The 22526-nt window shown below is 66.5% G+C and carries 24 protein-coding genes, 1 tRNA gene and 1 riboswitch; of the genes, 7 read left to right on the forward strand and 18 right to left on the reverse strand.

Going from position 1 to position 22526, the window contains the following annotated elements; genetic code table 11:
* Positions 1-8: 8 nt before the first annotated feature.
* From NVS89_RS14975 to NVS89_RS15000, 6 genes are all read right to left on the reverse strand, one after another.
* Positions 9-1100, reverse strand: a complete 1092-nt coding sequence (locus NVS89_RS14975) for a hypothetical protein (RefSeq protein ID WP_258733559.1) — start codon at positions 1098-1100, stop codon at positions 9-11.
* Between the two features lie 288 nt (positions 1101-1388).
* The gene (locus NVS89_RS14980; protein ID WP_258733560.1) at positions 1389-1997 is read right to left on the reverse strand and encodes a thiamine phosphate synthase; all 609 of its coding nucleotides are present in this window, start codon (positions 1995-1997) and stop codon (positions 1389-1391) included.
* Positions 1998-2016: 19 nt separating this feature from the next.
* Positions 2017-2832: a thiazole synthase gene (locus tag NVS89_RS14985; protein ID WP_258733561.1), complete on the reverse strand. Its 816-nt coding sequence runs from the start codon at positions 2830-2832 to the stop codon at positions 2017-2019.
* Position 2833: 1 nt separating this feature from the next.
* Entirely contained in the window at positions 2834-3031 is a 198-nt protein-coding gene (thiS, locus tag NVS89_RS14990; RefSeq protein ID WP_258733562.1) for a sulfur carrier protein ThiS, read from the reverse strand.
* The gene (locus NVS89_RS14995; RefSeq protein WP_258733591.1) at positions 3009-4013 is read right to left on the reverse strand and encodes an FAD-dependent oxidoreductase; all 1005 of its coding nucleotides are present in this window, start codon (positions 4011-4013) and stop codon (positions 3009-3011) included. Before NVS89_RS14995 ends, thiS begins: the two co-directional genes overlap by 23 nt.
* 48 nt (positions 4014-4061) lie before the next feature.
* Positions 4062-4183, reverse strand: a riboswitch (TPP riboswitch).
* Between the two features lie 54 nt (positions 4184-4237).
* Positions 4238-6541 carry an MHYT domain-containing protein gene (locus NVS89_RS15000; RefSeq protein ID WP_441296721.1) on the reverse strand — a complete coding sequence of 768 codons (2304 nt, stop codon included), beginning with the start codon at positions 6539-6541 and terminating at the stop codon, positions 4238-4240.
* 210 nt (positions 6542-6751) lie between these two features.
* Between NVS89_RS15000 and NVS89_RS15005 the strand changes: the two genes are divergently transcribed.
* Positions 6752-7519, forward strand: a complete 768-nt coding sequence (locus NVS89_RS15005) for a phosphatase PAP2 family protein (protein ID WP_258733564.1) — start codon at positions 6752-6754, stop codon at positions 7517-7519.
* A 79-nt stretch (positions 7520-7598) separates the two neighbouring features.
* Complete coding sequence (locus NVS89_RS15010) at positions 7599-7808, forward strand: hypothetical protein (RefSeq protein WP_258733565.1); 210 nt, start codon at positions 7599-7601, stop codon at positions 7806-7808.
* Positions 7809-7837: 29 nt separating this feature from the next.
* On the opposite strand, the gene NVS89_RS15015 is transcribed toward NVS89_RS15010, so the two are convergent.
* Entirely contained in the window at positions 7838-8404 is a 567-nt protein-coding gene (locus NVS89_RS15015; RefSeq protein WP_258733566.1) for an RBBP9/YdeN family alpha/beta hydrolase, read from the reverse strand.
* A 20-nt stretch (positions 8405-8424) separates the two neighbouring features.
* Complete coding sequence (locus NVS89_RS15020; protein ID WP_258733567.1) at positions 8425-8823, reverse strand: MAPEG family protein; 399 nt, start codon at positions 8821-8823, stop codon at positions 8425-8427.
* Positions 8824-9052: 229 nt separating this feature from the next.
* Between NVS89_RS15020 and NVS89_RS15025 the strand changes: the two genes are divergently transcribed.
* Positions 9053-9415 (forward strand): NUDIX hydrolase, encoded by a 363-nt coding sequence (locus NVS89_RS15025; RefSeq protein WP_258733568.1) that lies wholly within the window; start codon positions 9053-9055, stop codon positions 9413-9415.
* Positions 9416-9454: 39 nt separating this feature from the next.
* On the opposite strand, the gene NVS89_RS15030 is transcribed toward NVS89_RS15025, so the two are convergent.
* Together NVS89_RS15030 and NVS89_RS15035 are read right to left on the reverse strand one after the other, a co-directional pair.
* The gene (locus NVS89_RS15030) at positions 9455-9862 is read right to left on the reverse strand and encodes a DUF1236 domain-containing protein (RefSeq protein ID WP_258733569.1); all 408 of its coding nucleotides are present in this window, start codon (positions 9860-9862) and stop codon (positions 9455-9457) included.
* A gap of 109 nt (positions 9863-9971) precedes the next feature.
* Positions 9972-11252: a multidrug effflux MFS transporter gene (locus NVS89_RS15035; protein ID WP_258733570.1), complete on the reverse strand. Its 1281-nt coding sequence runs from the start codon at positions 11250-11252 to the stop codon at positions 9972-9974.
* Positions 11253-11532: 280 nt separating this feature from the next.
* On the opposite strand from NVS89_RS15035, the gene NVS89_RS15040 reads away from it, so the two are divergent.
* Positions 11533-12024 (forward strand): hypothetical protein, encoded by a 492-nt coding sequence (locus tag NVS89_RS15040; RefSeq protein ID WP_258733571.1) that lies wholly within the window; start codon positions 11533-11535, stop codon positions 12022-12024.
* Positions 12025-12060: 36 nt separating this feature from the next.
* Here the strand turns inward: NVS89_RS15040 and NVS89_RS15045 are convergent, their stop codons facing one another.
* The 4 genes from NVS89_RS15045 to NVS89_RS15060 form a co-directional block, all read right to left on the reverse strand.
* A complete protein-coding gene (locus NVS89_RS15045; RefSeq protein WP_258733572.1) occupies positions 12061-13473 on the reverse strand; it encodes a TRAP transporter large permease in 1413 nt (470 codons plus the stop codon).
* Between the two features lie 51 nt (positions 13474-13524).
* Positions 13525-14064: a TRAP transporter small permease subunit gene (locus NVS89_RS15050; protein WP_258733573.1), complete on the reverse strand. Its 540-nt coding sequence runs from the start codon at positions 14062-14064 to the stop codon at positions 13525-13527.
* 173 nt (positions 14065-14237) lie between these two features.
* Positions 14238-15383: an acyltransferase family protein gene (locus NVS89_RS15055; RefSeq protein WP_309486557.1), complete on the reverse strand. Its 1146-nt coding sequence runs from the start codon at positions 15381-15383 to the stop codon at positions 14238-14240.
* 226 nt (positions 15384-15609) lie between these two features.
* On the reverse strand, positions 15610-17175 hold the full coding sequence (locus NVS89_RS15060) for an ArnT family glycosyltransferase (RefSeq protein ID WP_258733574.1): 1566 nt from the start codon (positions 17173-17175) through the stop codon (positions 15610-15612).
* Between the two features lie 287 nt (positions 17176-17462).
* Between NVS89_RS15060 and NVS89_RS15065 the strand changes: the two genes are divergently transcribed.
* Entirely contained in the window at positions 17463-18608 is a 1146-nt protein-coding gene (locus NVS89_RS15065) for a glycosyltransferase (RefSeq protein ID WP_374114574.1), read from the forward strand.
* A 283-nt stretch (positions 18609-18891) separates the two neighbouring features.
* Here the strand turns inward: NVS89_RS15065 and NVS89_RS15070 are convergent.
* Both NVS89_RS15070 and NVS89_RS15075 read right to left on the reverse strand, forming a co-directional pair.
* A tRNA-Glu gene (locus NVS89_RS15070) sits at positions 18892-18967 on the reverse strand.
* An 89-nt stretch (positions 18968-19056) separates the two neighbouring features.
* The gene (locus NVS89_RS15075; protein ID WP_258733575.1) at positions 19057-19395 is read right to left on the reverse strand and encodes a hypothetical protein; all 339 of its coding nucleotides are present in this window, start codon (positions 19393-19395) and stop codon (positions 19057-19059) included.
* On the opposite strand from NVS89_RS15075, the gene NVS89_RS15080 reads away from it, so the two are divergent.
* A complete protein-coding gene (locus NVS89_RS15080; RefSeq protein WP_258733576.1) occupies positions 19394-20440 on the forward strand; it encodes an RluA family pseudouridine synthase in 1047 nt (348 codons plus the stop codon). The genes NVS89_RS15075 and NVS89_RS15080 overlap by 2 nt on opposite strands.
* 157 nt (positions 20441-20597) lie before the next feature.
* Complete coding sequence (gene rpoH / locus NVS89_RS15085) at positions 20598-21503, forward strand: RNA polymerase sigma factor RpoH (protein WP_258733577.1); 906 nt, start codon at positions 20598-20600, stop codon at positions 21501-21503.
* 241 nt (positions 21504-21744) lie between these two features.
* Here rpoH and NVS89_RS15090 read toward each other — a convergent pair whose 3' ends face one another.
* Complete coding sequence (locus tag NVS89_RS15090; protein WP_258733594.1) at positions 21745-22203, reverse strand: CBS domain-containing protein; 459 nt, start codon at positions 22201-22203, stop codon at positions 21745-21747.
* Positions 22204-22395: 192 nt separating this feature from the next.
* The coding region (locus NVS89_RS15095; protein ID WP_258733595.1) for an NAD(P)(+) transhydrogenase (Re/Si-specific) subunit beta at positions 22396-22526 on the reverse strand (131 nt) is incomplete at its 5' end.

Here is a 22526-nt window from a genome sequence, read left to right on the forward strand (position 1 = left end):
CCGCGCGGCTAGCGCACGGTCTTCGTGCGCATCATGTCGGGAAACGAGGCGCCGATGCGCCCGAGCAGCCGGCGCACCCGCCGCCCCCGTCGCCCCTTGAGCTTCTCCACCGCCGCCTCCAGCGAGGCGATCCGGTCCGACTGGGCCGCTACGACATAGACGAGCTGTTCTACCAGGCGTTCCCGCACCGGCCCCTCCTTTGGCAGCTCGGCGTTCAGCGGCCCGGAAAGGAAGTCGATCCCGATGCTGTCGCGGATCGAGGAGAACATCTGGCGGTTGTCCTCGAGAATGTCAGCCGTCTCGCGATAGCAGAAGCCGTCGCAGATGACCTCGTGGAGCGTCGGCGCGTTGGAAAGGCTCAGCCCACCCATGGCGATGTCGAACCGCTCCGGCACGGCTTCCTCCTCGAAGCCGCTGTTGAAGACGAACCTGAACACCGATTCCGGGACGGAGGAGCGTTCGAGCACCCGGTCCTGCGCGTTCTCGAGCTCTATGCCGACGGTCGAGCAGAAATCGTCGACCACGTCGATCGACTTGTCGAAGCGGCGCACCTCCAGCAAGTCGGGATGATGGTGTTTCCACCGCAGCAGCCCCGCATAGGTGCCGACCAGCGCGCGGGCCAGCTCGCCATAGGGCCGCACGGGACCCCGCATGATCTTGTGGTGAATTCCCCACTGCGTATAGGCCGAGGGAAGCCAGTCATACGGATCGCGCACATAGACGATGATCCGGACCTTCAGATGCTTCCTGAGCGTGGCGATGAAGGGCGCGAAGTGATCGGCCAGACGAGTGCAGTTCTCCTCGGTGAGGCCATAGATCGCCTCGTTGGAAATGATGAACCGCGTGATCCCCGATTCCGCCCGCAACCGCTCGAGCCGCTTTACGAAAATTCCGGCGGCCCGTCGCATCTCGGCCTCGGAGAGCGCGCCGAAGGCCTCATGTCCCATGTCGCCGGAGAAGCGCGGATCGATCAGGTCGAACCACAACCCCAGATATTGGGTGCGCTGTCGGCTCAGGCAGCCATGATTCGAGCCCAGGGCATACTGGATCGACGTGGTTCCCGTCTTTCCCATGCCGATATGCAGAATGAGCTCGATCATCAATGCGGAGTCCACTCCAGAGCGCACATGATCCCGATACCTTTAGGGGGCCGAGACACAACCTGCAAGCGGCGCGTAACGCCGCCAGCGAAGACCATCCGACGCAATGCACTTCACCCGCGCTGGAGCCTGCCGGGACGCGGCGCGCGCGTTTCGCTCATGCCACTCAGGAACGCAAAACGGATCGGACACGGCGCGGGCCGCACCCGGTATTCCCGCACCGGGAAAAATTACCACGAACGCCAGCCGGTCCACACGCCAGGAAAGCCCGTTTCGCCGGACGCCGCGCTAGATGGGCGCCTCGCGGGTGGCGACCACCCATTCGCGTGCGCGCACTTCGGGATTTTCGTTCAGCAGCACGTCGGTGACGACGGCGACGCTGTCGGCGCCGGCCCGCAACACGCCCTCGGCGCGGGCGATGGTCAGCCCGCCGATACCCACCAGCGGTATGTCGCCGATGCGGCGCTTCCACTGGGTGATGCGCTCCAGCCCCTGCGGATCCCAGCGCATCTTCTTCAGGATGGTCGGGTAGACCGGGCCGAGCGCGACATAGTCGGGCTCCGCCTTCAGCGCGGTCTCCAGCTCGTCCTCGTCATGGGTGCTGATGCCGAGCTTGAGCCCGGCGCGCCGGATCGCCGCCACGTCGGCCTCGGCGAGGTCCTCCTGGCCGAGATGGACGAAATCGCACCCTTCCTCGATGGCGAGCCGCCAGTAGTCGTTGACGACGAGTTGGGCGCCGTAGCGCAGGCAGATGTCGCGCGCCTCGGCGATCTCGCTGCGAAGCTGGGACTGCTCCATGTCCTTGGCGCGAAGCTGCACCAGCTTCACGCCCTGCGGCAGAAGTCGCGGCAGCCAGGAGGCCCGGTCGACGATGAGATAGAAGGGATCGAGCTTCATAACCTGCCTGCCGGACAACTCACTCGCCGAAAACGCCGCGGCCCATCACCGGGGTGGACGGCGCGGCCATGTCGCGCACCTCCATCGGGTCGGCGATCACCGCCTCGCGCCCGGCCTCGATGGCGCGGGCGAAGGCGCGCGCCATGCGCACCGGATCGCCCGCCTTGGCGACCGCGGTGTTGAGCAGAACCGCGTCATAGCCCATCTCCATCGCCGCCGCGGCGTGCGAGGGCAGGCCGATGCCCGCATCGACCACCAGCGGCACGCGCGGGAAATGGGCGCGCAGCGAGCGCAGGCCGTAGGGATTGTTGAGCCCCCGGCCGGAGCCGATCGGCGCTCCCCAGGGCATCAGCACCTCGCAGCCGGCCGCGATCAGCTTCTCGGCGACGACAAGGTCGTCGGTCGTGTAGGGGAACACCTGGAAGCCGTCGCGCGAGAGGATGCGCGCGGCCTCGACGAGGCCGAACACGTCGGGCTGGAGCGTGTCGTCCTCGCCGATCACCTCCAGCTTGACCCAGGGCGTGTCGAACAGGTCGCGCGCCATCTCGGCGGTGGTGACGGCTTCCTTCACCGTCTTGCAGCCGGCGGTGTTGGGCAGCACCTTCACGCCAAGGTCGCGGATGATCTGCCAGAAGCTCTGCCCCGCCTTGGCGGCCCCGGATTCGCGCCGCAGCGAGACGGTGACGATCTCCGCACCGCTGGCGCGGATCGCCTCGGAGAGGATGGCGGGCGAGGGATATTGCGCGGTGCCCAGCAGCAGCCGCGAGGTCACGCGCGTGCCATAGAATTCCACGGCGTCGGCAAGGCCGGCCGCATTGGGTGTCAGAGCGTCCATCTCAGCCTCCCTGCATCGGAGCGAGGATTTCCACGCGATCGCCGGAAGCGATCGGCGTTGCCGCGCGCTTGACCGCGCGTACCACGGCGCCGTTCAGCGCCGTCGCGACGATGGCCTCGCCGAGGCCCAGCTCGCCGAGAAGCTCGGCGAGCGTGCCGGCCCGGGTGTCGGCCGATTCACCATTCACGAGGATCTTCATCCATAACCTCCGGGAAACGGGTCCCGTCGAACGCCAGTTCCGCCGCCCGGCGCGCCAGCGCCGGCGCCGCTAGGAAGCCGTGGCGATACAGCCCGTTCACATAGATGGTCTTGCCGCGCCGGCGAAGGCGCGGAAGGTTGTCCGGGAAGGCCGGGCGCACATCCGCGCCGATCTCAACAATCTCGGCCTCTCCGAACGCGGGGTGCAGCGCATAGACCGACCCCAGCAGCTCCAGCATGGAGCGCCCGGTGACGCGCCCGCGCTCGTCGTTCTCGATCGAGGTGGCGCCGATCATGAAATGCCCGTCGCCGCGCGGCACGATGTAGACCGGGATGCGCGGGTGCAGCATCCGCACCGGGCGCTTCAGCGCGATCTCGGTGGAATAGAGCACCAGCATCTCGCCCTTCACGCCGCGCAGATCCGCGAGCTGGTCGCGCGCGGCGAGGCCGCGACAATCGACCACCAGATCGGCCTCGTCGCCCGCCCCGTCCGACCCGTCGGCCTCGAAGCGCATGTCGATGCCGAACTCGTCGGTCAGCCGGCGGGTCAGCGCGGCGAGCGCCTTGCGCGGCTCCAGATGCGCCTCGGTCGGGAAGAACAGTCCCTGGTCGAAACGCCCCTCGAGGTCCGGCTCCAGCGCCGCGATGCGCGCGCCGTCGACCCATTCATAGCCTTCCGTGCGGCGCGAGAAGCGCCTCAGGTCGGGCAGGTCGCGCGGCTGGGCGAGCACCAGGCTGCCCTCGTTCGGCACGTCCGGCACCTCGCGCCGCCAATAGTCCAGCGACTCGAGACCGAGCTCGGCGATCAGCGGCTCGGCGCTCTCGCGCTCGCACCACGGCGCCAGCATGCCGCCCGCATACCAGGAGCAGCCCTGCCCGGAGCCCGATCTGCGTTCGATCACGGTCACCTGCGCGCCGCGCTGGGCGAACGCATGGGCGCAGGTCAGCCCGGCCACGCCGGCACCGACCACGGTGACACGCATCGCATTGGCGGCACGGCCTGTCACCGCTCCGTCATGCGCTCCATTCGGGGATGTCATGCACGCCTCCCTCCGCCAGTCTCAACTGGATCAGGTTCAAAGGGTCGCCATGCCGCGTCACCGACGCGCCGATGGCCTCTCAGCCTCCTGACGAGGCTCCCCTGGACGCTTGTTGATATAGTCGCGCAACCGGCAAATGTCACCGTGCCGTCGACATTATTCCGGTGTCATCGCAGCCGGGACGACAGGTTGACGACATTGGGGGGCGTGCGCCGCATGGCCGTGCTGATCGCCCGGTGCAGCGCCTCGCGGCCGAACGGCTTGCCGAGCCTCAGCATGCCCGTGCCGGCGTCGGCGGGCAGCTCGGCATAGCCGGTGCCGAGGACGATCGGCAGCTCCGGCTGGCGCTCGCGGATCGCGGCGGCGAGTTGGACCCCGGTCATACCCGGCATCGCCTGGTCGGTGAGGACCGCGTCGAACGGGCCTTCCCGGTCGAGGATCACCAGCGCTTCCGGGCCGGACGACGCCTCGCAGACGCCGTAGCCGAGATCCTCCAGCATCGCCGCCGTCGCCGACAGCACCAGCGGGTCGTCGTCTACCACCAGGATACGGGCGCCCCCGCCTTCGGATCCGGTCTCGGTCCCGGGTTCCGCGCCCACCTCGGGCGAGGCCCCGGCGACGCAATCGGCGACGGGCAGGTAGATGGTGGCGCAGGTGCCCTTGCCCGGCTGGCTGGTCAGCTTGAGCCGCCCACCCGACTGCGCCGCGAGGCCGTGCACCATGGCGAGGCCGAGGCCGGTGCCCTTGCCGACCCCCTTGGTAGTGAAGAAGGGCTCGGCCGCATGCACCAGCGTCTCGGTGTCCATGCCGGTGCCGGTATCGGTGATGCTGAGGCAGAAATAGCGCCCGGGCCGCAACTCGCCGCCCTCCTCCTCGCTCTCGGTAGCCGCGATCGTGTTCTCCCGGGCGGCGATGGTCACCGCGCCGCCGTCCGGCATGGCGTCGCGCGCATTGACCACGAGATTGAGCAGCGCCAGCTCAAGCTGGTTGGCGTCCACCCTCGCCTTCGGCAGGCCGAGCGGGAAGCGGGTCTCGATCCGCACGCCCGGCCCGATGGAGCGCTGCAGCAGGTCGGCCATGCCGAGCACCAGCTCCGGCACGTCGACCGGCTCGGGGTTGAGGTCCTGCCGGCGCGCGAAGGCGAGCATGCGCTGCGTCAGGGCGGCGCCGCGCTGGGCCGCCTGCATGGTGTTGTCGATTAGCGTGACGAGGCGCGGGTCGGTGGGCGCGCGCTTGCGGGCGAGTTCCAGATTGCCGAGGATCACCGCCAGCAGATTGTTGAAGTCGTGGGCGATGCCGCCCGTGAGCTGGCCGACGGCTTCGAGCTTCTGCGCCTGGCGCAGCGCTTCCTCCGCCTGCCGGCGGTCGGTGACGTCGATCAGCCCGCACAGCGTCTTGACCAGATGGCCCTGGTCGTCCTTCTCGGCCACCGCCGAGAGAATGCAGTCGAGTATCCGCCCGTCGCGGGCGACCAGCTTGTACTCGGCCTCGCGCAGTTCGCCGACGTCGAGCAGGCGGGGCCAGTGCTCCTCGTTCCGCTGGCGCGCCGATTCGGCGGTCATGAAGTCGGTGAGCCGCCGGCCGATCACGTCGTCGCGGCGATAGCCCAGCAGCTCCAGCCAGGTGTCGCTCACCTGCTCGATCCGCCCCTCATCGTTGAGCGAGTGCAGCGGCAGCGGGGTGCGGCGATAAAGCAAGCGGTAACGCTCCTCGCCCTCGCGCCACATCTGCGCCTCGCGCTCGGCCAACAGGCTGGAGCGGCGGTCGTACATCGCCGCCATCAGCGCGGCGGCGAGGATCACGAAGGTGGCGGCACTGACCGCGATGACGATGTCGACATTGCCGATGCCGGGGGCCACATCCGGCGCAAGCCGGTTCTCCTGCACGACGAAGCTGACGCCGAACATGGCGATGTAGTGCATGCAGGAGATGCCGCATCCCAGCGCCACCGAACCGACGATGCGTTCGCCCAGCGAATGATGGCGCAGCGCCAGCCAGATCGCGGCGGTCGAGGCCACGATGGCCACCGCCGTCGCGGCCAGCGCATAGCGCCAGTCGTTGACGGTCTCGGCCTGCGCCCGCATCGCGGCCATGCCCGCATAGTGCATCGCGACGATGCCGAGCCCCATGAAGATGCCGGCCGCCATCACGCGCCGTCGGGTCACATGCGGATGGCTGGTACAGAGGAAGGCCAGCCCCGTCACCACGATGGCGATGACCAGCGACAGCGCCGTGAGGCCGATGTCGTAGGAGACCGGCAAGCCCGGATAGAGAGCCAGCATGGCCACGAAATGCATGGACCAGATGCCGCCCCCCAGCACGATCGCGGCGATGATGAGCCAGCCGGCCTTTGCGGCCCCGGCCGCGCCCGGTATGCGCCCCGCGAGATCGAGTGCTGTGTAGGAGGCGGCGATGGCAATCAGGATCGACAGTGCCACGAGCACTGGATCATGTGAGCCGACCACATCCATCGTCACCTGTCCGAGACTCCCGATCCCCGCATCTTTGCCGCCCGCGGTGCCCATAAGCCCGAAGGGGCCGAATGGAAACGCCAATCCGACTCATGATGCCCGTCGCGCTCGATCACATCCCCATCAGCGCGAACTTCGGGTAGAGCAACACGAAGCTGGTCCGTTTAGTTCCAGCGGGCAGCAGCGGCGCGTGACGAATAGGAGAGACGGATGCGGGACAGGCTGGCGGGACTGCGCAAGCGCGCACGCGGGCTGCTGCCGAAATGGGCCGCAGCCGAGATCAGCGTGCTCCTCGCTTTGGTCGGGGTGGCGACCGGCCTGCTCGTCTTCGCCTACATCGCCGACGAGGTGGTCGAGGGCGAGACCCACGCCCTCGACGAGGCGATCCTGCTCGCCTTCCGCTCCCCCGGCGATCCGGCCGACCCGCTCGGCCCGGCCTGGCTCGAGATTGCGGTGCGCGACCTCACCGCGCTCGGCAGCACGACGGTGCTGACGCTGGTGACGCTCATCACCGTCGGTTTCTTCATCGTCGACCGCAAGCGCGCCACCGCCGCCTTCGTCCTGCTGGCGGTGGTGGGCGGTGCGCTGATGAACTACCTGCTCAAGATCGGCTTCGACCGCCCGCGCCCGGACCTCGTCGCCCATCTCGTCGACGTCCACACGCTGAGCTTTCCCAGCGGCCACGCCATGGGCTCGGCGGTGACCTACCTGACGCTCGGCGTGCTGATCGTGCGCAGCGAACAGGAGCGGCGCATCAAGGCCTATGTGCTGGGCGTGGCGGTCGGGCTGACGCTGCTGATCGGCATCAGCCGCCTGTATCTCGGCGTGCACTGGCCGACCGACGTGGCGGCCGGCTGGTGCGCCGGCGGCGCCTGGGCGCTGCTGTGCTGGCTGATCGCGCTGGTGCTCCAGCGCGAGGGCCGGATCGAACCGGGGGACGCGCCGCCGGACGAGCGCGCGGACGCACGCCGGCCATGACGGGACGGTGACAAGGCGCTATCCTTCGGCGCGAGAGGCCCCAAGAGCCTCGCCCGCGTGTTGGTACAAGGAGGAAGGCATGTCAGCCACGGTGCCGGAAGGTCAGCTGCTCCCGGGAATCGGTGTCATCGAGACCGTCGAATCCGACAATATCCTGCGCTGGGACGGCGCCGACCTCTATGTCGAGCAGGACGTCTACCATAACGGCCAGCTCGTCCACCGCCGGTACCGGCGCCGCGTGACCAGGCCGGTCGCGCAGGCCATCGCCCAGATGCTCGCCCAGCACTGAAGCGGCTCGAGGGGCCCTTCCGGCGCCGCTCAGATTCGCGCCAGCAGCCCTCCGAGAAGAAGCAGGCCGCTCGGCCAGATGCCGAGCCGGGCGGCGCTGCCGATATGCCCCAGCGCGCCGACATCGGCGAAATCCGCGCCCCAGGCCTCGGCGAACGCCTTCGCCTGGAGAAACGTGACGCGCGGGTCGTCCTGGCTCGCCGCCACCAGCGCCGGGAACGGCAGCGGGCCGAGCGGCATCGGCCCGAAATTACGCACCACGTCGAAGGACGGGTGCGGGTCGTCGACATTGGTCGGCGCCGCGAGGAAGGCGGCCGCCACCTTCGACGCGGCGAGCTCGGGCGCCGCAGAGGCCCAGCGGATAACGGTGGCGACGCCGACCGAATGGGCGACCAGCACCACGCGCCGCGGTGCCGCCTCCACCGCCGCGCCGAGACGGCCGGTCCAGGGGCCGAGCTGCGGGCGGCTCCAGTCCTCCTGTAGCAGGCGGGTCGAATTGGCAAAGGCGCCGAGCCAGTGCGACTGCCAATGGTCGGCCGGGGCATTCTCGCGCCCGGGAACGACGAGGAAATCGAAGGAGCTGAAATCGATCGGCATGGGAGAGGTCCGCGAGAGGATCAGGCCGGCATGAGCAGGGCGAGCAGTACAAGGACGAGCCCGAGGATCGCGACCATCCACACCACCGTGCGCAGATAGGGCACGCCCGCCGCATAGAGCGGCAGATAGGCGAGGCGCCCAAGGAAATACAGATACGCCCCCGCCTCGGTGAGCACCCCGTTGCGGTCGGCGATATGGGCGATGAGGATTCCGGCGGCGAAGAGCGGCAGCGTTTCGAACAGATTGGCCTGCGCCCGCCGCAGCCGCGACGTCACCGCGCCGCTGTCGGGATCGGGCATGTCGCGCGGCCCGACCTTGTAGGTAAGCCCGACCCTGCGCGTGCTGATCGCCGCCGGAAGCAGGATCTGCACGAGGGCGAGAACGAGCGTCCAGGCAAGCAGCGTCAGCTCTGTGGTCATGGCGTACCGCGGCAGTTGATTTGTCGCGCGACCGGTCGCATCTGATCGCCGTTCGACCTAAATTAGCAGCATGGCGAAGGTAAAACAGAAAAATCGGCGCGCCAGCGACGGCCGACCTCTGCAGCAGGTCGGTGCCCTCCCCTTTCGTGTCGACGATCAGGGAAGGCTGCAGATCCTTCTCGTCAGCTCGCGGGAGACCCATCGCGCGGTGATTCCGAAGGGCTGGCCGATGCGGAACCGCAAGGACTGGAAATCCGCGCAGATCGAAGCCCGGCAGGAAGCGGGCATCGTCGGCGACATCAGCCGCAAACGGATCGGCCAGTATCTCTACTGGAAGCGGCTGGACACGCATTTCGCGCTGGTGAAGGTCTCGGTATTCCCGCTCGCGGTGCGCCGCCAGCTCGGCGACTGGCCCGAGCGGCATGAGCGGGAGCGGCGCTGGATGACGCCCGAGGATGCGGCGCTGCTGGTGGACGAGACCGATCTCGGCGCGCTGATCACCGAGTTTGCGCAGTCCCAGACATGGCGAAAGCTGCTGCCGTCACGCCCGGTGAGGCGCGAAGGCGAGCAGCTCTCTCCGGCAGGGGCGTGAGCGCGGGGCCGCGCGCCCCGCGCTCGACGCTCCCGCGGGTCAGTTGATGACCTGAACCACCTCATGGGTGCGCGGGTCGACCAGCACGGTGCGCTGGTTCACCACCGTATAGCGGTACTTGGTCGAGCCGAAGCGCGAGGGGACCTCGTAATAGTGGACCTCGGCGGGCAGCGCGGTGCCGACAGCCACCTGGCCGTCATAGGCGTAGGACGGGGTCTGCTCCTCCACCACATAGTGATGGAAACGGGTCTGGTTGTCCTCGGCGATGCCGCCGACCACCGCGCCGGCAACGCCGCCGACAACGGCCCCTACCGGACCGCCGACGATCGCGCCGCCCACGGCGCCAGTGGTGGCACCAGCCGCGGCGCCGACGCCGGACTGCTGGGCGCTCGCGGCGACCGGAACGGAAAGAAGCAGAGCAGAAACAATAACGGCGTGACGTATCATGGTAATCTCCTGTCGTCCCTTGCCCATCCAGTGTGCTGAGCAACGTGCGACCGCACGATGAGTTCCATGCCTTACGAAAACGCCGACGGTATATTAAAACTACTGGACTCTATTCTTCCATCATCTCTTCGGCGTGATGCGGATGACCGAGCCCCGCTGCGCCATGGGCATGGAACAACCGTCCGCGCTCGGCGATAAGCACGAAGCACAGCGCGAAGAACGACAGCAGCGCAAAACCGACCGTCAAAGGCAGCGTGGTGCCGTCGAAGCTCTGGCCGACCAGGAAGCTGAGCAGCGCCCCGCCGACCGTGCTGACGAAGCCGAGCGAGGACGAGGCGGTGCCCGCCACATGGCCCACCGGCTCCATCGCCATGGCGTTGAAGTTGGAGACCATCAGCCCGAAGAAGAACATCATCCCCGCCTGGATCAGCGAGAAGGTGATGAGGTTCTCGCCGCCCGCCAGCACGATCCAGGCATGGAGCAGCGCCGTCAGCAGGAAGCCGATGAGCGCGGCATGCGACACGCGCCGCATGCCGAGCCGCTCCACGATCCGCGCATTGACCAGCGAGGAGAGCCCCATGCTGCAGGCGATGCCGGCGAAGATCAGGGTGAAGGTCGGCCCGAGCTGGAACGTGTCGGTGAAGATCTGCTCGGCCGAGCTGACGAAGCTGAACAGACAGCCCATCGCCATGGTCATGGCGAGCATGTAGCCGACCGTCACCCGGTTGCTGAACACGACCCCGAAGGCGTGGCGGATGCCCGCCATCGACAGCGGGCTGCGGTCCTCGGGATGCAGCGTCTCCGGCAGGCGCAGCAGGGTCCAGGTGATGAGCACGGCACCCATCAGGCACAGTACCAGGAAGATGCCGCGCCAGGGCGCGAACAGCACGATGAGCTGACCCACCGACGGCGCCACGATCGGCACGGCGAGGAACACGATGAACACCAGCGACATCACCCGCGCCATCTGCCGCCCGGCATAGCAGTCGCGCACGATGGTGATGGCGAGGATGCGGATCGCCGCCGCGCCGACGCCCTGCAGGATGCGCACGGTCAGCATCGTCTCGAACGTGCCCGCGAACACGGCGCCGAGCGAGGCGACGGTATAGAGCGAGAGCCCGAACAGCAGCACCGGCCGCCGGCCGTAGCGGTCGGCGAGCGTTCCGTAGATGATCTGCGCCGCGCCGAAGCCGAGCAGATAGGCCGTGATCACGAGCTGAATGTGGTTGGCGGTGTCGATGCCAAGGTCCACGCCGATCGACGGCAGGGCCGGCAGCATCGAGTCGATGGCGAGGGCGTTGGTGGCCATCATCATCGCGACGAAGATAACGAACTGGCGAAAACCCATGCCGGGATGAGGGCTCTCCGGCGTGGGAGCTACGGTGGTCATGTGATGTCCGATGCTTGAGCACGGCGCGAACGCGCCGCACCGAGACTTATGCCCCAAAAGTGCCCCGCCCCCAACTCGACGGAAGACGAAGCCGCCGCGAAGCACGGCCTGCCCGGGCTCACAAGCGCGGGAGCGGACGGGACTCTGCTACCTTCGTAGGCGCTAGGCGGCCGATTCGATGACGGCTATCCTCAAAACGCCACCGCTCGAAACGTCGGATGGTCCGGCCGCGAGTCGGTGCCGCTCCGCAGGGAACGGAGCGCTGAGGGGAGCTGCCACCATGTTCGATCCGACGACCTGGACCGGGTTCCACACCTGGCTGAGCCTTATCGCCATCGTCACCGGCTTCGTGCTTCTGAGCGACCTGATCGGCGGCCGGGATCGCCCGGGCTGGACGGCCGTCTTCCTCGCCACTGCCGTCGGCACCAGCGCGACCGGCTTCGGCTTCCCCTTCACCGGCGTGCTTCCGTCCCACATCGTCGGCATTGTGGCGCTGCTGGTGCTCGCCGTGACCCTGCCCGCCCGCTACCATTTCCACCGCGCGGGGTTCTGGAACGCGATCTACGCGGTCGGCGTCGTCATCAGCCTCTATCTGCTGGTCTTCGTCGGCGTGGCGCAGGCCTTTGGCAAGGTGCCGGCCCTGCACGCGCTCGCCCCGACCCAGTCGGAGCCGCCCTTCGCCATCGCCGAGCTCGTGGTGCTGGTCCTGTTCGCCTTCGCCGGCTTCGTCGCCGTGCGCGGCTCGCGCGGCCTCATGCGGGCCGCGGCCTGACGCGGGAGCCGGCGCAGATCTTGGAAGCGGCCCGCCTCAGAACTGCGGCGGGCCCATATCCATCGCCGGCGGCTCGAACTGGGGAATGTTGAGCTCGATGGTCGAGGGATCGACCTTCGGCCCGCTGTCGAGCCAGTAGGTCACGATCTCCGGCCACAACGTCACCACCGCGACCACGGTGAGCTGGATGAACAGCCACGGGATCGCGCCGCGATAGATCTGCGAGGTGCGGATCGAGGGCGGCGCGATGCCGCGCAGGTAGAACAGCGCGAAGCCAAAGGGCGGATGCATGAACGAGGTCTGCATGTTCGCGCACAGCAGCACGCCGAACCAGATCAGGTTGATGTCGAGCTTCTGCGCCACCGGCACCAGCAGCGGCACGATGATGAAGGCGATCTCGAAGAAGTCGAGGAAGAAGGCGATGAAGAAGACGAAGATGTTGACGAAGATCAGGAAGCCGAGCCGCCCGCCGGGAAGCTGAGAGAGCAGGTGCTCGATCCACAGCGCGCCGTCCATGCCCTGGAACACCAGGCTGAAGCAGGTCGCGCCGATGAGGATGAACACCACCATGGCGGTGAGCCGCATGGTCGAGTTCATCGCCTGGCGCAGCAGGTCCCAGGTCAGGCGGCGATGCGCCGTGGCGAGCACGATGGCGCCCACCGCGCCCATCGCGCCGGCCTCGGTCGGCGTGGCGAGGCCCAGCGCCAGCGTGCCGAGCACGAGGCCGATCAGCACGATCGAGGGGATCATGCCGCGCAGCACCTGCTTCACGACCTGCCAGCCGCTGTCGCCGATCGCCTCCTGCGGCAGCGGCGGCATCATCTTCGGCCGGATGAAGGACAGCACCAGTATGTAGGCCAGGAACAGCGTGACCTGCAGGATCGAGGGGCCGATGGCGCCCAGATACATGTCGCCGACCGAGCGGCCGAGTTGCTCGGCCAGCACGATCAGTACCAGCGAGGGCGGGATGAGCTGGGCGATCGTGCCCGAGGCGGCGATCACGCCGGTGGCGAGGCGCTGGTCGTAGCCGTAGCGCATCATCACCGGCAGCGAGATCACGCCCATGGCGATGACCGAGGCCGCCACCGTGCCGGTGATGGCCCCCAGCACCGCGCCGACCAGGACCACCGCATAGGCGAGCCCGCCCGGCAGCTTGCCGAACAGCTTGCCCGTGCCCTCGAGCAGGTCCTCGGCGAGGCCGCAGCGCTCCAGCACCGCGCCCATGAAGGTGAAGAAGGGGATGGCGAGCAGCAGATCGTTCGAGATGATCCCGTAGAAGCGCAGCGGCAGCGCCTGCAGGAAGCTCGGATGGAAATGATCGGTCAGGATTCCGATCGTCCCGAAGAACAGGCCGACCGCGACCAGCGAGAAGGCGACCGGGAAGCCGGCCAGCATGAAGCAGATCATGCCGCCAAACATCAGCGGAGGCATTACGCCGTGGGAGAACATGCCGAACTCTCTGCTATCGGGATCGGGAAAGGGGTGGGATCGCGCCGTGCCTCACTGCATCGGCTTTTCGTACTCGGTCTCGACCGTGATGAGCCCGCGCAGCGCCGCCACGCGCTTGATCAGCTCCGAAAGGCCCTGCAGCGTCAGCAGCGAGAAGCCCAGCGGCAGCAGCATCTTCGCCGGCCACAGGATAAGCCCGCCGGCGTTCTGCGACACCTCGTCGGAGAGGAAGGACTGCCAGAAGAAGGGAAAGCAGAGCGAGGTGAGGTAGATGCCCGCCGGGATCAGCACCAGGATGAAGCCGCCGGTGTCGAGCCAGAGCCGCCCGCGCGGCGACAGCATCATATAGAGCAGGTCGACCCGCACATGCCCGTTCAGCTTCAGCGTATAGGGCGCACCGAGCAGCACCACGGCGCCGAACAGGTACCACTGGATTTCCAGCAGGCCGTTGGTGCTGAAGCTCAGCAGGTAGCGCACGGTCGCGTTGCCGGCGCTGATGAGCACCGCGAAAAGCACGAAATACGCGGCGAGGCGGCCGAACTTCTCATTCAGCCAATCGATGCCGCGGCTGAGCGCGAGCAGCCCATCCATCGCACGTTCCCCTCTTGACGCCGACTTTTGTCGTTGTGGCTCTTGAAGGCGCTGCAATCGCCGTCCGAGCCGTTTTCGGCAAGATAGACGATCGTCTCACGCAATATAAACCGCAAGCGGGAATGGAGACGCAGGTGGGGAAATGGCGGGACGCGACGCCGGGCCACCCGCGCTCAGCTCGTGGCGTGGCGTCGCCCGGTGATGAAATTGCGCAAGGGCTTCTCGACGAACAGGAAAAGCAGCGTCGAGACCAAGAGCGTCAGGCCCAGGTAGGACACTAGCGCCAGCCACCACGGCCAGGACGCCAGCCCGTCGAAATCGCGCAGGAGGACGATGAGGATGACAAAGTGCGACATGTAGATGGCGTAGGAGATCTCGCCCAGGAACACGAGCGGGCGCGAGGCGAGGAAGCGCCCGACGATGCCGTTGCCGCTCGCCAGCACGATGATCAGGGCTGCGACCGCCGGGACGAGGCCATTGGTGAAGTTCATCCAGAGCTCGGCACGCTCGCCGAACAGCAGGCCGAAGCCGCGGATCTCGGTGACGTGGTAGCCGAGCCACCAGCCGAAGAGAACCAGCCCAATCTCGAGCAGCGAGGCCGGGACCAGTGACGTCGGCAGCAGGTGCCGGATCCGCAACCAGACGAGGCAGCAGCACATGCCGATGACGAACTGGAACAGGTGCGAGAGGGGGCTGCTGATCGCGAGCGTCTCCGTCGTCACCTGCGTCGGCTCGCCACTCATCGGCAATTCGAAGACGACCATCGACCACGCGACCAGCAGCCCGCAGAACAGCGACAGCAGCAGCTTCCAGTGCCAGCTTCGCGCCAGGTTGCGGCGCAGCAGCGGAAACAGCGCATAGAAGAACAACTCGTTCGACAGCGACCAGCTGACCGAATTGAACGAGTAGGCGACGCTGGCGGTCGGCACCCAGCTCTGCAGCAGCGCGAGGTTCAGCGCCGATACCGTCGCCGTCACCGCATGCGATGGAAAACTGGCGTTTACGGCGAAGACGACGGCCGCGAGAAAGGTGGCCAGATGAAGCGGCCAGACCCGGGCGAAGCGTGCGAGGTAGAACCGCTTCAGTTCGTCCGCACCCTCGACCTCGGCATAGACGTAGGTGAGGATGAAGCCGGACAGCACGAAGAAGAGCATCACGCCGTTTGCAAGCGGGACGTCGACCTTCGGAACGCCGTAGCGGCCGCCGATGTGCAGGAAGACGATGCCGGCCGCGGCGAAGAAGCGCAGGCCCGTGAGCGCATCGAGCCGCGTCTGCCGAATCTGGGTCGCCCTGTGCGGCCTCCGTCTGCGTTCCGGCAGGCCTCGGCGCCCACGAACTGCGTCGGGTCACTTTACGTCGTCGAATCCGGGATTGTTCAATGCCTTCTGTCGTCCCTTCGCCGGAATCTTGTCTCGTGCGATGCGGGAACGGCCAAAATCGGCGGATGCAACGGACAGCGGCCGCGCGCGGCTGGCGGTCGCAGGTGGCAACGGCAGAGCTCGACGGGATCTGCCTGCGCAAGTTCTGCCGCGGCCCGGTTCGCCGTCAGCACGAGCGAGCCCAGAAACGGAGCTCACGCCCGTTCGGCATCGGCAGTGTATGGACGACTGCGAAACCCCTCTTCCTGGCCGCGGCCTCGATCGTCTCGCTATTGACGTAAGGCCGGAAATCGCCTTCGACCCCTGGCGACGTAAGAAGGACGCAAGCCGGTCCGGCGGTCCCTGACGTCAGCCACGCGGCTTGGTTGTCCACGTCGTCGCCGAGGACGGTCGGCTCTATCTGGGCGAGGATGAGAGGCGGCTGGTCGCGGAGGCTGTTCACCAGCCCAAGAGTGTTGACGTTGAATGCCGCATTGCGGAACCCGAACGCGAGCGCCCTGCTTTTCTCCACATAGGGCGAAGCCAGATCGAGTATCTGTGCGTTGAGCGCCTTCCATTCCTGAGCTATCTCAGGCGACAACGGACCCTCGCCAGCCGATCTGTTGATGCCGTTGGCCCGCTCATAGATCTGCTGCGTGCTGGCCCCCGACGTCACCGCAATCCGTCCAAGGGAACCGGCATTCCACCACGTGGGTCGCGCAATCGACGTGCCAAGGTCTACCATCGGCGCGAAGGCAAGCAGTGAGACGACGCAGAGGGCGCCAATGCTGGAGAGCCTGAGGAAGCCCGCTCCACTCACGCGCAGAATCGACCAGGTCGCCACGATCAGCATCGCCGGCACAATGGGGGCCGAGAAGGCCGTACCCTTGTTCTGCGACGTCGCTAGAGCGAGGAACGACAGGGTGGCGAAGACGGAAAGGGGAAGAAGGGGGGACGCCATCAGCGTGCCCCAGCCGCGCTTGTCCCGCACGGCCCGGACCAGAAGTATCGCTGACGCCACGAGGCCAGCGACCAGTATCAGGAAGTGCGGCAGATATACGTCCTGCAAGAGGAGATATATTTCCAGCATTATACTGTCGATGAAGGCGAGTTTTGGCCCGTACTCGGTGGCCCTCGCGCCATATCCGAAGCTCAGGAGATAGTTCGCGACATATATTCCATTGAACGCGAGCCAGGAGGCGGCCGTCAGGCAAGCCACCACGCCGGCCGCCACGAGACGCAGAAACCGGCTCCACCGCCGATCCGGAGCGGCCAGCGCGTAGAAAAGCGCGGCAACGCTCATGCATGGCACGAATGCCAGAGTCATCGTCCTCGCGAGAGGCATGAGGCCTACGAACATGCCGAATGCCAAGGTCCAGAGCCACTTCTCCGCCTGCCGCGATCTCACCAGGCAAAACAGCGCCAGCGTCGTCGTCGCCGTGGCGGGCAACGCAAAATGGAAACTTCGCGAATAGATCACGAGAACAGGTGCAGAGGCCACCAACACGGCGGAAACTACGGCAATGCCCTTGTCACCCGAAACCCTGGCAATACCGTAAGTCGCAGCTACCGTCCCCAGAAGACAAAGAAACGAAACAAAAATACCATAGAATGGAATGACGCCGCCAATTACAAATAATATTGATGCCAACGCCGGAAGCATTGGAGACACGGAATTGGGAGATTCGACCTGCGCAATCCATTGGACGATGCTGCCGTCTACATAAGCATAGGCATCCTTGACGGCCATCATCAGGTAGGCTGACTCATCTATATCGAAGAGTCCCCCGCCTCTATATAGAGTTATCCATCGGATTCCTACGAATGTATATAGACAAACCGCAATCAGGATGGCAATTGGGAGCTTCCACTCCCGGCTTCCAGACGTCACGGCGACCTCTCGTGGCTTTGCTTCGCTGACGATCCCCCAAGTTCGGGCTGGTAGATGTTTTTCGGCGTGGAAGCAATCCGGTAATTGCCTGCTTTCGCCCGCGCCTCTTCAGTTTCGGGGCGGAGGTCAGCCGCCTCTTTGGAGTCGAAATGATGTTCGCTTCTTCCTCGGATGCGACGCGTGCCGAGCCCTCGAACGGCGAGTGGTCGCCCCCTTCCCTCTCCATTATCGTTCCGAGCTTCAACGAACGCGAAAACATAGAGGCCTTGTTTCATAAGCTCGACGAGGCGCTCGTCGGCATTCCGTTTGAAATGATCGTTGTCGACGACAACAGCCCCGACGGAAGCGCCGAGGAAACCAAGCGGCTGGCCCAGAAATACAGCAACATCCGTTGCATACGCCGCTTCGATCGGCGCGGCCTGTCCTCGGCCTGCATCGAGGGAATGGCGTCTGCGGCCTCCCCTCTGGTGGCGGTGATCGATGCCGATCATCAGCACGATGAGCGGATACTGCCGAAGATGGTCGAGGCAATGAAGGACGGCGCGGATCTGGTCGTCGGCTCGCGCTATACCGCCGATGCGACGGCCGATGCCGGATTTTCCAGCCTCCGCCTCAAGGGCAGCCATCTTGCGACATGGCTCGCCTCGCTCGTCACGGGGCGCCCGATTTCAGATCCCATGAGCGGCTTCTTCATTGTGAGGCGGGATCGGTTCGACGAAGTCGCCCCTCACCTGAGCAAGGAAGGTTTCAAGATCCTTCTGGATATAATCGTTGTCTGCCGCAGGAACGATATCGAACTCGATATCAGGGAGATTCCCTACCAATTCCGCAGCCGACACGCCGGCGAGAGCAAAATGAACTCGCTAGTGGTGGTCCAGTTTCTTGGCTTGTGGCTGTCACAACTGACCGGAGGGCGACTTCCGGCGAGCTTCCTGTTGTTCTCCCTGGTGGGCCTTAGCGGCGTCGCGGTACATATGGCCGCCCTAGGCCTTCTGACGATGATCTTTCATCAGATCTTTGTCGTCGGCCAGATCGTCGCGACCATCTCGGCCATGACGTGGAACTTCTTCCTCAACAACAGCCTCACCTATTCCGACAGGCGACTGAAGGGGCCTGCCTTGTGGAAAGGTTTGATCGGATTCTGCTTGATATGCTCGCTCGGCGGAATCGCGAACATCTCGGTCGCCAGCGCGATTTTCGAGTTTGGGCACCAGGTACCCATAGCCGGATTGGCCGGCGCGCTGATGAGCTCGGTTTTCAACTATTCCGTCACACGCATCTTCACGTGGAAATAAACGAACGCCCGCCGATACGTCGCAGGAAATGCGGCAGCGGGCGGGACCGGGCCGCGGCCAGTCCGTAGGGTTACAAGCTGCAGAAGCTGCGGAGGACGCCGGGCAGGATGATCGCCAGAGGTGGTGCGAACACCCGGCCAATCAAGGCTGCACTCGCCAGATCGAAATCTGATACGCCGCGGTCTGCTGCATGTGTCGGGATTGAAGTGGTGGCAAACCCGATCGTCACGGATTGGCGAACCGCCGGGAAAACAGAGCAATAGCAACGCTCTGCGCTACCGAGTGGCGCTCCCAACCGGACTCGAACCGGTGTTTTCGCCGTGAGAGGGCGACGTCCTAGACCGCTAGACGATGGGAGCTGCGCGGCAGAGGCGGCTCTCTTAGAGCCATTCGGCACCGGGATCAAGGCGCCAGGGCCGCTTTCCCGAGCCTATTTTTCACCGGCCGCTCAATGCTCGCTGGCAAAGGTCAGCACGCCGCGCGGCGCGCGGGTCGCGACGTCGAAGAAATGGGTCTCGACCACGCCCGCACGCTCGACCGTCACCGCGATCAGGTCGCCCGAGACCATGGCGGAGCGCACCTGCGCCCCCTCGGGCAGCCGGATCGTGCCGGTGATCTCGGCGGGCTTGCTTTTCCAGCCGACCACAACCCTGTATCCGATGGCACCGAACACGGCGAGAAAGCCGAAGCCCATCAACAGGCCGGAGAAGGCCGCGAAGCCGCGCATCTTGCGCAGCACGCGCTCGGCGGCCGGATCGAGTTGGTCTTCGGAATCGGGAGATGTCATGCCGGCACCGCAGGAACCCTTGGATGATCTGGACGAGGCCGCGCCCGAGGACGAGGCGACCAGCGTCGATATCATCGCCGCACGCGAGGATGAAGGCCTTCGGCTGGACCGCGTGCTCGCCCGCCACCTGCCCGAGCTCAGCCGCACGCGCCTCCAGGCGCTGATCGGCAGCGGAAATCTGACCCGCGAGGGCCGCCTCGTCTCCAGCGGCTCGGCCAAGGTCGCGCCGGGCGATCGATTCGTCCTGCGCGTGCCGCCCCCCGAGCCGGCGGCGCCGGTCGCGCAGGACATCCCGCTCGACATCGTCCACGAGGATGACGACCTGATCGTCATCGACAAGCCGGCCGGCCTCGTCGTCCATCCCGCGCCGGGCAATGCGGACGGCACGCTGGTCAACGCGCTGCTGTTCCATTGCGGCGCCAGCCTCTCGGGCGTCGGCGGCGTGCGCCGGCCGGGCATCGTGCACCGGCTCGACAAGGAGACGTCCGGCCTGCTCGTGGTCGCCAAGAACGACCGCGCGCACCGCGCCCTCGCCGCCCAGTTCGCCGATCACGGGCGCAGCGGGCCGCTGGAGCGTGCCTACCTCGCCTTCGTCTGGGGCGTGCCCGACCTGCCGAGCGGCACGGTCGACGCGCCGCTCGGCCGCCATCCGGTGTCGCGCGAGCGCATGACGGTGCGCAGCGACGGGCGGGCCGCGATCACCCATTGGCGGCGGCTCGAGACCTTCGCCGACGCCTCCGGCCGCCCGGTCGCCACCCTCATGGAGTGCCAGCTCGAGACCGGGCGCACCCACCAGATTCGCGTCCACATGGCCCATATCGGCCATCCTTTGCTCGGCGACACGGTTTATGGGGTCGGCCAGCGCACCAAGGCCAACCGGCTCGGCGAGAAGGCGCGCGGCGCGCTCGACGCGCTTGGCCGGCAGGCGCTGCATGCCGCCCGGCTCGGCTTCGAACACCCGGCAAGCGGCGACTTCCTGCTGTTCGAGAGCCCTCTTCCCGCGGAGCTCGCCCGGCTGCACCGCGCGCTGGAAGAGGCGGGCTAGACGGCGCAGCGATGCCCGCTCAAGGCTTCGTGACACCACGTCGCCTTGCGGTTTCGCAAAAAAGCGCTGTTGCTGCTAATATAGCGTAGCGGTTGGCTCCGTGCGGCCGCAGACCGGTCGCCCAATAATGGGGACCGCGAATAAGGAGGGTGCTGATATGGCCCGTTCCGCCATGACCTTGCCGTCCGCAGAGGGCGGCCTGAGCCGGTATCTGAACGAGATCCGCCGGTTCCCGATGCTGGAACCTCAGGAAGAATATATGCTCGCCAAGCGTTGGCGCGAGCACGAGGATTCCGAGGCCGCGCACCGTCTGGTCACCAGCCATCTCCGCCTCGTCGCCAAGATCGCCATGGGCTATCGCGGCTACGGCCTGCCGATTTCCGAGGTGATCTCGGAGGGCAATGTCGGCTTGATGCAGGCGGTGAAGCGCTTCGAGCCGGACAAGGGGTTCCGTCTCGCCACCTATGCGATGTGGTGGATCAAGGCGTCGATCCAAGAGTACATCCTGCGCTCGTGGAGCCTGGTCAAGATGGGCACCACGGCGGCGCAGAAGAAGCTGTTCTTCAACCTGCGCAAGGCCAAGAGCCAGATCTCCGCGCTGGAGGAAGGCGACCTGCGTCCCGACCAGGTCCAGCAGATCGCCACCAAGCTCGGCGTCACCGAGCAGGACGTGATCGACATGAACCGGCGCCTGTCCGGCGACGCCTCGCTCAACTCGCCGCTGCGCGGCGACGTGGAAGGCGGCGGCGAGTGGCAGGACTGGCTCGCCGACGATCACGACAGCCAGGAGCAGATCCTCGCCGAGAGCGAGGAGATGGACAATCGCCGCAGCGCGCTGTCCGGCGCGCTCTCCGTGCTCAACGACCGCGAGCGGCGCATCTTCGAGGCGCGTCGCCTCTCCGACGACCCGATGACGCTGGAGGACCTCGCCTCCGAGTTCGGCGTCTCGCGCGAGCGCGTGCGCCAGATCGAGGTGCGGGCGTTCGAGAAGGTGCAGAAGGCGGTGATCGACCGCGTGCATCAGATGGAGTCGGCCTCGCCCAGCCTCGAATCGGCGAACTGAGCGACATCCGCGAACCACGATTCGGCGTTCCGGCGCGCGGGGTGCGCCAGCATCCCGCCTGCCGGGACATCCGGCCGGAACGGTAGGTCCCGTCCGGCCCGACGAGCGAGCCGGCGGTCCGAAATCGCGAGACCGTTTCCCGTAAGCGCACATGACCCGGCGGGTCCGCGGCGTGCAGCTGCGCCCCGCCCGTCCGGCCGTGCACCACGGCCGCGGGGCGGCGAGCCGGCTTGGCCGGCCGTCAGGCCGACAGCGCCGAGCCTTCGGCGGTCGGGCGCATCGCGGCGCCGGCGCGGCTGGCGGCGAGGCGCACATCATGGGCGAGCACGTCGCGGATGCTGAGCACGCCGACGAGCTGGTGCTCCTCCAGCACCGGCAGGTGGCGAACGTGATGCTCGTCCATCAGCGCGCGCACCTGGTCGACGCTGTCGTCCATCTGGCACGAGATCATGTTGCGCGACATCAGGTCGGCCACGCTGGTCTTGAGCGCGGCGCCGCCGCGTTCGGCGATGGCGCGCACCACGTCGCGCTCGGAGAAGATGCCCACCACCGTATCGCCCTCGGAACCGCACGCGTCCTTGACGACGACGGCGCCGATACGTTCGCGGTTGAGCAAGGTCGCTGCCATTTCAACGGTTTCCGACATGCGGATCGTGGGCACGCGAGCGTTTTTCAGCTTCATGAGATCGGCGACAAGCATGGCGTTTCCCTCTGATCTTGGAGCCGTGACCGTCACTTCATCTTCTTCTTTGGTCTAAGTCTGGTATGCAATACACCTGACGTCAACGAAAAGAGTCGCCGCGCCGCAGCATGGCTGACGCAGAGGCAGACAACAAAAAGGCCGGGCTTTCGCCCGGCCTTTCGCGTCGAGGGGAAGGATGTCGTCCGCCCGTCATAGGTTCTTGACGATATCCTCGACCATTTTCTTTGCGTCGGCGAAGAGCATCATGGTGTTGTCGCGGAAGAACAGCTCGTTCTCGACGCCGGCATAGCCGGCGGCCATGCCGCGCTTGATGAACAGCA

This window comes from Ancylobacter mangrovi (genome assembly GCF_024752355.1).
GTDB classification, from domain to species: Bacteria; Pseudomonadota; Alphaproteobacteria; order Rhizobiales; family Xanthobacteraceae; genus Ancylobacter; species Ancylobacter mangrovi.

What these genes read in the sequence shown, in the direction of transcription:
- NVS89_RS15060 (WP_258733574.1), bottom strand. Translation starts at nt 17,175, where the DNA reads ATGATGGCCGTCAAGGATGCCTATGCTTATGTAGACGGCAGCATCGTC.
- NVS89_RS15090 (WP_258733594.1), bottom strand. Translation starts at nt 22,203, where the DNA reads ATGCTTGTCGCCGATCTCATGAAGCTGAAAAACGCTCGCGTGCCCACG.
- NVS89_RS15050 (WP_258733573.1), bottom strand. Translation starts at nt 14,064, where the DNA reads ATGGATGGGCTGCTCGCGCTCAGCCGCGGCATCGATTGGCTGAATGAG.
- thiS (WP_258733562.1), bottom strand. Translation starts at nt 3,031, where the DNA reads ATGAAGATCCTCGTGAATGGTGAATCGGCCGACACCCGGGCCGGCACG.
- NVS89_RS15025 (WP_258733568.1), top strand. Translation starts at nt 9,053, where the DNA reads ATGCGGAACCGCAAGGACTGGAAATCCGCGCAGATCGAAGCCCGGCAG.
- NVS89_RS14985 (WP_258733561.1), bottom strand. Translation starts at nt 2,832, where the DNA reads ATGGACGCTCTGACACCCAATGCGGCCGGCCTTGCCGACGCCGTGGAA.
- NVS89_RS15015 (WP_258733566.1), bottom strand. Translation starts at nt 8,404, where the DNA reads ATGCCGATCGATTTCAGCTCCTTCGATTTCCTCGTCGTTCCCGGGCGC.
- NVS89_RS15075 (WP_258733575.1), bottom strand. Translation starts at nt 19,395, where the DNA reads ATGACATCTCCCGATTCCGAAGACCAACTCGATCCGGCCGCCGAGCGC.
- rpoH (WP_258733577.1), top strand. Translation starts at nt 20,598, where the DNA reads ATGGCCCGTTCCGCCATGACCTTGCCGTCCGCAGAGGGCGGCCTGAGC.
- NVS89_RS15030 (WP_258733569.1), bottom strand. Translation starts at nt 9,862, where the DNA reads ATGATACGTCACGCCGTTATTGTTTCTGCTCTGCTTCTTTCCGTTCCG.
- NVS89_RS15005 (WP_258733564.1), top strand. Translation starts at nt 6,752, where the DNA reads ATGCGGGACAGGCTGGCGGGACTGCGCAAGCGCGCACGCGGGCTGCTG.
- NVS89_RS15010 (WP_258733565.1), top strand. Translation starts at nt 7,599, where the DNA reads ATGTCAGCCACGGTGCCGGAAGGTCAGCTGCTCCCGGGAATCGGTGTC.
- NVS89_RS15000 (WP_441296721.1), bottom strand. Translation starts at nt 6,541, where the DNA reads ATGGATGTGGTCGGCTCACATGATCCAGTGCTCGTGGCACTGTCGATC.
- NVS89_RS14980 (WP_258733560.1), bottom strand. Translation starts at nt 1,997, where the DNA reads ATGAAGCTCGATCCCTTCTATCTCATCGTCGACCGGGCCTCCTGGCTG.
- NVS89_RS15035 (WP_258733570.1), bottom strand. Translation starts at nt 11,252, where the DNA reads ATGACCACCGTAGCTCCCACGCCGGAGAGCCCTCATCCCGGCATGGGT.
- NVS89_RS15020 (WP_258733567.1), bottom strand. Translation starts at nt 8,823, where the DNA reads ATGACCACAGAGCTGACGCTGCTTGCCTGGACGCTCGTTCTCGCCCTC.
- NVS89_RS15080 (WP_258733576.1), top strand. Translation starts at nt 19,394, where the DNA reads ATGCCGGCACCGCAGGAACCCTTGGATGATCTGGACGAGGCCGCGCCC.
- NVS89_RS15065 (WP_374114574.1), top strand. Translation starts at nt 17,463, where the DNA reads ATGATGTTCGCTTCTTCCTCGGATGCGACGCGTGCCGAGCCCTCGAAC.
- NVS89_RS15040 (WP_258733571.1), top strand. Translation starts at nt 11,533, where the DNA reads ATGTTCGATCCGACGACCTGGACCGGGTTCCACACCTGGCTGAGCCTT.
- NVS89_RS14995 (WP_258733591.1), bottom strand. Translation starts at nt 4,013, where the DNA reads ATGCGTGTCACCGTGGTCGGTGCCGGCGTGGCCGGGCTGACCTGCGCC.
- NVS89_RS15045 (WP_258733572.1), bottom strand. Translation starts at nt 13,473, where the DNA reads ATGTTCTCCCACGGCGTAATGCCTCCGCTGATGTTTGGCGGCATGATC.
- NVS89_RS14975 (WP_258733559.1), bottom strand. Translation starts at nt 1,100, where the DNA reads ATGATCGAGCTCATTCTGCATATCGGCATGGGAAAGACGGGAACCACG.